Origin of the sequence: Hydrogenophaga intermedia (genome assembly GCF_023715105.1) — a bacterium.
In the GTDB taxonomy this organism is placed as follows: domain Bacteria; phylum Pseudomonadota; class Gammaproteobacteria; order Burkholderiales; family Burkholderiaceae_C; genus Hydrogenophaga; species Hydrogenophaga intermedia_A.
In genome coordinates this window covers 1-6288 of record NZ_JAMBNO010000052.1, presented here as the reverse complement: position 1 = coordinate 6288, position 6288 = coordinate 1, and the positions used below count along the sequence as shown (strand labels likewise).

Here is a 6288-nt window from a genome sequence, read left to right as displayed (position 1 = left end):
GCCGTTGCGAAGGGTGCGCTCAACCTTCGGGCCGCTCCACTCAGGGGTATGTCCACTGTCTTGCATATGGACGCATGCTGACCTGCTCCCCTCGGCCCGGCAACAAGGGCCTTGAGGCCACGCTTACCCGCCAGGCATGTCTGACCAGAGTTTTTCTCGAGCCCCCTGCTCCGGTCGGTTGGCAACATTCGGGCGTAGAAGTCGGACGGCGTGCCAGGCACCGGGCCGTTCATATATAAGAGTCTCATGGCCGAATCCATCCTTCTTACCGCCGCCCGAGTTTCCACTTTTGACGGAGACAAGCTGCTGACCGGCGCCAGTGGATTTTTCTTCCTACGCAACGAACGGCTTTTCTTCGTCACGAGCAGGCACGTCGTCATCGACGCGCCCACCAAGCATTTCCCAAACCGGCTCGAAATCGAGCTGCACACCGATGCCGTCAACCTGACCCAAGCAAGCGCCTTGTCGGTCTGGCTGTACGTTGACGGCAAGAGTATGTGGCGCCAAGGACAAGATGCGGGCGGCGAGATCGACGTGGCAGCCATCGAGCTGGACCGCGCGGCCCTTCCGCCGTCAGTAGCAATGCAGGCTTTCACGCCGGCTCACCTTCAGAGCATGCTGGACGAAGTCGAAGTCGGGAGTGCGCTGCTGGTTGTGGGCTATCCGCTGGGCTTTCACGACGTGATTTATCACCTTCCAGTGGTGCGTCACGCGGTCATTGCATCTTCCTTTGGCGTGCGATTCCAGGGTCAGGGCTACTTTCTGACGGATGCCCGCACCCACCGCGGCACCAGCGGCGCAGCCGTGGTGATGCGGGCCCCCGGCACCGACCCGGCGTTGCCCTGGAAACTGCTGGGCGTGCACTCCTCGCGTTTGGACATGAACACACGTGACCTCACACTGGATGAGTCACTGGGTCTTAACTGTGCTTGGTATGCCGACATCCTGCTCACGCTCACGGCTGATGTACCGGCTCCTGCCACGGCGCAACCCCAACAACTTACCTGACAAGGTTGCTTTCCGGGGACCTTTGAGCTGCTGCGGTGCTTGCCATCGCACATGGCATCAAAGAAGTCCAATCGAGGATCGAGGACCACTCGCTATCGAACAACGCCGATGAACATTGGATCTCTAGATCTCACGATACGAATCTCGGAAATACCCCCGGTAGTGGCGCGTCGACGGAGGTGGATGCGTTCTATGCCACGTCTTCTACAACGAGGTCCCGACCGTTGAACCGCACAGTCGCCCCTGCTTGGGCACCATCGATGGCTTGGAAGATCGGCGCCATCGTGGAAATTCCCATGAGCTCATGTCCATGACAAATGAACTTGCTAGTTGACACTGCAATCACAAAGTAGCGACCAGACAGCTTAACAACAGCGCCTTCACTGACTACCGACTTAGGTCCGAAATCGATCGTCCCGAGTTTCTCTAGTTTTTCTTCATAGTCGTGAAGAGTGTCGTCAAGCGCCTCTGCTAAGTCGCTCGCAATTTCGGACTGAGCATGCTCATCTCTCTCGACGGGTTCGGTCCGATCAGTTCGAGCAGTAGAAACGTACTCTTCATAATTTATGCGGGCGCTACGCAAGGCCGCGGTCTCCAGCAAAAGCATAGTTTCACGGATCTGATCTTTATTCCAATGCATACCCACCTCGTTTGTTTCGTTAGTTTATATTTCCACAAGCCCCGCTCCCTGACTCTTCGAGAGGTAGGCCTCTTAGCCCCACCGCTTCGCTATTCGTCACTGATAACGTGGTCCTCTTGGTAGGGAGTTCGAATCAGCCTAGAATCTCGGATGATGCTTGTGACCAGCCAGACATAAGACTGCTCGGCGGTATCAAAGCCCAGGATGCTGAAGGCTCCCCCAAAAGGGCATGGTGGGAAGTCTGGAAAGCCCTCCCGCAGAACATACCGCTCGGGATCGAGCTCAAAGTCGCTCTTAAAAACTTTTCGGAGCCCATGCTTGTGCGGCACATCATGGTCATCTGTCGACGCTGTAGTCCGATTCGCCTTGAGCCGTTCAGCAAGGTCGGGATGGCACATTTCGTCGAACACATCAAACGCGTCTACCAACAGGCCCTTATGCCCGGTGGCTGGATCAGTGATGGCATAGATGTTGGAGGCATCTTCGGCATCGTTCTCGGTTTCAAGCCGCAATGCCGCGTCGACGCGAAGGGTGCATGGATCGAGGGTCGCACCTAGCACAAGGTCGACGAGAGTGCCGTCCTTGACTCGGTACTCGCGGTCGTAGCCCTTTGCAATAAAGGCCTGAACTGCTTCGAGAACGTCGGTCAGCTGGGATGTCATTGATGTACCTTCGCCTCGGGCTGGGCTTGATTGGACACTTCCGTACATAGTGCGCTGTGACCCGTTAAATCACGTAGAAAAATTCGAAATGCAGTATTCATAGCCACTTTGCCTTCTTGAAGCGCACGAACAGGAATAAGCACAACGTCGCTATCAGGCCGAGCACGGCGAGGTGTCCATAGACCGTGTCGATTCCCGGGATGTTCTTGAGGCTCATGCCGTAAATTCCAGCGATCGCCGTAGGGACCGCCAGTATTGCTGCCCAAGACGTAAACTGGCGAGTGATCACACCCGTCCTTTGCACCTCTAGAAGACTGCTGAACTCAAAGACCGTCGTCAGGACTTTAAGGAGGCCGTCGACCATTGACTGCACACGATCTACGTGGTCAGCGACATCGTCGAAGTACGGTCTCACTTCAGCGCTGATGCAGGGGAAATGCCCACGGACAAGTTTTCTGACCAGTTCGGCCATAGCACCGAGCGTGCGTTGGAAGCGCGTGAGTTCGCCTCTCAGACTGAATATCCGGGCGACTTCTTCTCGTCCGAGAAAGCCGTCTAGAGATCGTTTCTCCATCGCCAGAACATCATCCTCGATCATTTCAAAGATGGGCAAATACTGATCCACGATACGGTGCAAGATCGCGTGCAGCACGTAGTCGGCACCCTTTCCCAGGAGCGCTGGCGAAGCCTCGAGCCGCCCCCGAAGGTTGCCTAGCGCTCCACCGTTCCCGTGCCGCGCGGTGATGAGGTGATTGTGACCAGTGAAGATCGCCGTCTTGCCATAGCTGATCTTGTCGCCGACCAGCTCGGCTGTTTGAGCGACGATGTATAGCTCATCGTTGTAGACCTCGAGCTTTGGCGGGCAAAGCGGGTGCATCGCGTTATCGACCGCCAACGGATGTAGGTGATATGCCGCCTGGAGCCTGTGAAGTTCGTCGGCGCTAGGCTCGCGAAGCGCGATCCAGCAGAAGCCCGAGCGCGCCTCATCCTGCTCGAAGCGCTCGTCGAGCGCAATCTCCCGGATTCGCTTGCCTTCCTTGTAATAGTAGGCGGCGATGACGCTCATGCCAAGCTCGCAGGGATGTGCAGGCCACGCTGTACCGCTAGCCAGCGTGTGATCGAAAAGGAAGAGAGGTCAGGCATGGTTCTGTGATCTTGGTGGCGCCATAACCCTCGGCAACCATCTCTTCGCGGTGGATGAAGCGCAAGGCCGCCGAGTTGATGCAATAGCGCAAGCCCCCTCGGTCCGAGGGTCCGTCGGACAACAGGTGCCCAGGTGACTGTCGCCGTACGTCTGAGGGCATCCTAAGATAAACCGCCTCAGCGTGCGCCGACTCAATGGCAACAATCGGCTGGAAAATACGTATAAACGGATTTTTCTTGTCGGATGTAACCGAGCTTTAGGAAGGTTCACCCCTGCAACCCGATGGCGTAGGTAGAATTTCCGTGACAGCACGGAAGCCGCTGACCTTGCGTGCTTCCACATACGGCAGCTCCGCGTCGCTTATTCAAAGTATGCCTTAGGGTAGTCACCCACGCACTTCTGACTGCCTGCTCGGCGCTGGCAAGGTTCGTTCACTTTGATCCGAGGGAAAACTCATGAAGACACTGTCCACATCCTGGCTCGCTGCCGCGCTGTTCCTCGGCTCGGCGTCCGTCGCCCACGCTGAACTGCTTGACGAAGTGAAGGCGCGCGGGACCCTGCGAATTGCCTGCGAGGGCAGCTACCCACCGTTCAACTTCAAGGACGACAAGGGCAATCTGACGGGCTTCGATGTCGAGATTGGCCGGGCTATTGCTGCCAAGCTCGGTGTGAAGCCGGAGTTCACCACTACCGAGTGGAGCGGCATCCTGGCCGGCTTGCAAGCAGGCAAGTACGACGTGATAGTGAACCAGGTGGCAGCGACCGACAAGCGCCGTGAGGTCTTCGACTTCAGCGGGCCTTATGTCATTTCCTACCCGCAACTGATCATTCGCGCCGACGAGACGCGCAAGCTGGAAACTGCGGCCGACCTGAAGGGCAAGAAGATCGGGGTTGGCCAGGGAAGCAACTATGCGGAGCTGGCAAAGAGCATCGACGGCGCGGAGGTGCGGACCTACCCCGGTGCCCCTGAGTACTTGCAGGATCTGGCCACCGGGCGTATCGACGCGGCTATCAACGACAGTCTGCTGATCCCCTATCTGCGCGAGAAGACCAAATTGCCGGTCAAGGCCGGCGCGCCGATCGGCAAACCTGACAGCAACGCGATCCCCTTCCGCAAAGGCAGCCCGAAATTCCAGCTGGCTATCAACAAGGCACTGGAGGAGCTGAAGGCCGACGGCAGCTACGCGAAGATCTCGACTCGATGGTTCGAACGCGACGTGAGCAAGCCGCTGGCGGCCCGCTAACCCGCGCCAGATCGCGATGGACTTGGCATCACTGTTCGCTCTGGCCTGGCCGATGCTGCTCAAGGGGACGGGCTACACGCTGCTGTTCGCCGTGGCCTCGATGATCTTCGGCCTGCCCCTGGCGGGCCTAGTTACGCTGATCCGCGTGTTGCAGGTATGGGGCTTGAGCAGCCTGATGGCGCTGTACGTAAGCGTCATTCGAGGCACACCATTGCTGGTGCAGATATTTATTTTCTACTACGGCCTGCCAAGCGTCGGTATCGAGCTGTCGCCGATCACCGCAGGAATTCTTACTCTGACGTTGAATGTGGCGGCCTATATGAGCGAGACGCTGCGCGGGTCCATCAACGCCGTTACACAGGGTCAATGGCAGGCAGGCACCAGCCTGGGCCTGACCCGCGATCAGACGCTGCGCTACGTGGTGGGGCCGCAGGCACTGAGAGCCGCGGTGCCCAGCCTGTCCAACAGCCTAATCAGCCTCATCAAGGACACCTCGCTGGTGTCGGTAATAGCAGTGACCGAATTGATGCTGGCAACCAAGGAGCTGATCTCCACCACCTTCCAACCTTTTCCGCTGTACCTGGGGGCTGCGGCCATCTACTGGATGCTCAGTCTAAGTTTTGAGCAGGTTCAAAGATGGATGGAAAAGCGGGTGGCGTATCCCCATTGATCAGCTCTGCTGCGAAATTCTCGTCGAACTGCTGCTCCATGGCGGTAACTTCGGACCATCGGGCCAACCTGCCTGTCAAGCAGTCGATGACGGTCTGACTCAAGGAAATGGCTTCCACGAATACCGGGGCGAGCCGTTCTCGCAGACGACGCACTGCCGAGACCTGGTGACTAGCTCGCAGCATCCGCAGGGCTTCCTCAGGTCGCGCTGTGCCTGCACGAGCTGATTAGGTCTTCGTTTGCCCTGTCCCGCCGACGCGGCAATGATGCCTCGCTCGGGTGCACTGTCAGAGCGAAACGGTTTCGGGTGGGGACCACCGTCACGACGATCCCCGGCGATCGACGCGCGCCCAGCGAAGAAGGCGCTCGCCTCCCCCCTGTGCACTGCTTGCGCGTGTGCTCGGTTCCTTTGTCGAAGACTGGTTCAACATCGGCCACAGCCATGCCGCGCAGACGCATTGCTTCACGCGGCTGCTCTCGTTAGCCCCACCGCAGGATTGCCAAGTCTCTAGACCAGGTGTGTCTTGATCTCAATCTCGGAGGTGAGCGTGCGGTGCACAGGGCATTTGTCCGCGATCTCCAGCAAACGAGCTCGTTGCGGCGCATCGAGTGGCCCAGCGAGTTCCACAGTCCGCTCGATGCGGTCGATCTTGCCTTCCTTGGTCTCACATTCCGCGCAGTCCGCGGCGTGGATCTTGGCGTGGGTCAACGTGACGCGGACATCCTCGAGGGGCCATTTTTTATTTCACGATGACTCCAGCACCGAAATTCGCTGGACTACGCCACAGCCAGATACTGGGCTTCCCCCAGTTTCCCGGACACATCCAATGACATGATGTGTTCAGGAGATAGGCATGACAAGAACCCGAAGGAGCTTCACGGACGAGTTCAAACGTGAGGCGGTGAAGCTGTGCAAGCAGC

At 58.1% G+C, this 6288-nt stretch carries 7 protein-coding genes and 1 pseudogene; 3 read left to right on the top strand and 5 right to left on the bottom strand.

Annotation, left to right across the window (positions count from 1 at the left end):
• Positions 1 to 246: 246 nt before the first annotated feature.
• Positions 247 to 1008 (top strand): trypsin-like peptidase domain-containing protein, encoded by a 762-nt coding sequence (locus M3149_RS22340; protein WP_251711571.1) that lies wholly within the window; start codon positions 247 to 249, stop codon positions 1006 to 1008.
• Positions 1009 to 1198: 190 nt separating this feature from the next.
• Here the strand turns inward: M3149_RS22340 and M3149_RS22335 are convergent, their stop codons facing one another.
• The 4 genes from M3149_RS22335 to M3149_RS22320 all read right to left on the bottom strand — a co-directional run bounded on the left by M3149_RS22335 (position 1199) and on the right by M3149_RS22320 (position 3614).
• Positions 1199 to 1648, bottom strand: a complete 450-nt coding sequence (locus M3149_RS22335) for a hypothetical protein (RefSeq protein WP_251711570.1) — start codon at positions 1646 to 1648, stop codon at positions 1199 to 1201.
• A gap of 89 nt (positions 1649 to 1737) precedes the next feature.
• Entirely contained in the window at positions 1738 to 2310 is a 573-nt protein-coding gene (locus M3149_RS22330; RefSeq protein ID WP_251711569.1) for a hypothetical protein, read from the bottom strand.
• 97 nt (positions 2311 to 2407) lie between these two features.
• Positions 2408 to 3376 (bottom strand): magnesium and cobalt transport protein CorA, encoded by a 969-nt coding sequence (locus M3149_RS22325; RefSeq protein WP_251711568.1) that lies wholly within the window; start codon positions 3374 to 3376, stop codon positions 2408 to 2410.
• 37 nt (positions 3377 to 3413) lie between these two features.
• Entirely contained in the window at positions 3414 to 3614 is a 201-nt protein-coding gene (locus tag M3149_RS22320; RefSeq protein WP_251711567.1) for a peptide-methionine (R)-S-oxide reductase, read from the bottom strand.
• Positions 3615 to 3909: 295 nt separating this feature from the next.
• On the opposite strand from M3149_RS22320, the gene M3149_RS22315 reads away from it, so the two are divergent.
• Positions 3910 to 4698: a transporter substrate-binding domain-containing protein gene (locus M3149_RS22315; protein ID WP_251711566.1), complete on the top strand. Its 789-nt coding sequence runs from the start codon at positions 3910 to 3912 to the stop codon at positions 4696 to 4698.
• A 16-nt stretch (positions 4699 to 4714) separates the two neighbouring features.
• A complete protein-coding gene (locus tag M3149_RS22310) occupies positions 4715 to 5368 on the top strand; it encodes an amino acid ABC transporter permease (RefSeq protein ID WP_251711565.1) in 654 nt (217 codons plus the stop codon).
• A 507-nt stretch (positions 5369 to 5875) separates the two neighbouring features.
• On the opposite strand, the pseudogene M3149_RS22305 reads toward M3149_RS22310, so the two are convergent.
• A pseudogene (locus M3149_RS22305) lies at positions 5876 to 6097 on the bottom strand (OsmC family protein); the annotation flags it as partial.
• Between the last annotated feature and the right edge of the window lie 191 nt (positions 6098 to 6288).

Excerpts from the sequence above, each read along its gene's own strand:
- M3149_RS22340 (WP_251711571.1), top strand. The coding sequence starts at position 247 with ATGGCCGAATCCATCCTTCTTACCGCCGCCCGAGTTTCCACTTTTGAC.
- M3149_RS22335 (WP_251711570.1), bottom strand. The coding sequence starts at position 1,648 with ATGCATTGGAATAAAGATCAGATCCGTGAAACTATGCTTTTGCTGGAG.
- M3149_RS22330 (WP_251711569.1), bottom strand. The coding sequence starts at position 2,310 with ATGACATCCCAGCTGACCGACGTTCTCGAAGCAGTTCAGGCCTTTATT.
- M3149_RS22325 (WP_251711568.1), bottom strand. The coding sequence starts at position 3,376 with ATGAGCGTCATCGCCGCCTACTATTACAAGGAAGGCAAGCGAATCCGG.
- M3149_RS22320 (WP_251711567.1), bottom strand. The coding sequence starts at position 3,614 with ATGCCCTCAGACGTACGGCGACAGTCACCTGGGCACCTGTTGTCCGAC.
- M3149_RS22315 (WP_251711566.1), top strand. The coding sequence starts at position 3,910 with ATGAAGACACTGTCCACATCCTGGCTCGCTGCCGCGCTGTTCCTCGGC.
- M3149_RS22310 (WP_251711565.1), top strand. The coding sequence starts at position 4,715 with ATGGACTTGGCATCACTGTTCGCTCTGGCCTGGCCGATGCTGCTCAAG.